1 pseudogene is annotated in these 821 nt (G+C 44.1%); it reads left to right on the top strand.

The annotated features are described in order from the left end of the window. Positions 1-821, top strand: a pseudogene (locus tag BJI48_RS09520) (hypothetical protein); the annotation flags it as partial.

Below are 821 nucleotides of genomic sequence, written 5' to 3'. Positions count from 1 at the left end.
ATGAAATCCTTAGAAGACCTCAAATATTTTCTCCAAGAAGCCCAGCAGGGTAATTTTAGGGCATTAGAAGAATACAAACTCTCCAAAGCCTACCTGCACGGCAAGCAACTCGACCCTGCCACGATTGAGACTATCAAAAAGCGGGGACAGCCTATCCTTTGGGAAAATATTTATAAAATGCTTTCTGAAAAGATTCTCGGTTATAAGCTTATCAGCGAACAGCAAGTCGAGATTCTCGGACGTCAAGAAACCGATAAGCCCGTAGCTGAACTCCTCAATCAAATCATAGCGAGCCTGATTGATAATGAAACCTACGAACAAGAAAAGCAAAAAAGCGATTTTGATTTGCTTTTAGGAATGGCAGTGATGGAAAGCTGGATTAGCCTCGATGAAGATGAGCAAGCCAATATCGAACTCCGCCATATCCCTACTGATTCGTTTTTGCTTGACCCTTACGATACCTCCTTTGATGGGAGCGGTGCGAAATACACCCACCGCCTTTTGGCTATGGATATCGAAGACGCCCAAGCAATCTATGGGGAAGCGATAAAGGATTTCCCCTATGAATACAACGCCAAACGCCCCCGCATTGAACTCATCGAATCGTGGTTTAATGAATTTGATGAGCGAGGCAAGCAAAGCTGGAATCGCTATGTCTGGAACGAACACGGGATATTAGAATTTCAAATCGACCCATTCAAGACAGGCACGCACCCTTATGCCATCCGCAAGCTCTATGTTGATGAGCATAATATCTGGTATGGGATATTTAGAAACGTTAAGCCACTCCAAGACTATATCAACCTCGCAGAAAATCGCAC

This window comes from Helicobacter sp. 11S02596-1, from assembly GCF_002272825.1.
GTDB lineage: Bacteria > Campylobacterota > Campylobacteria > Campylobacterales > Helicobacteraceae > Helicobacter_J.
This window is presented reverse-complemented; position numbering and strand designations above follow the sequence as displayed.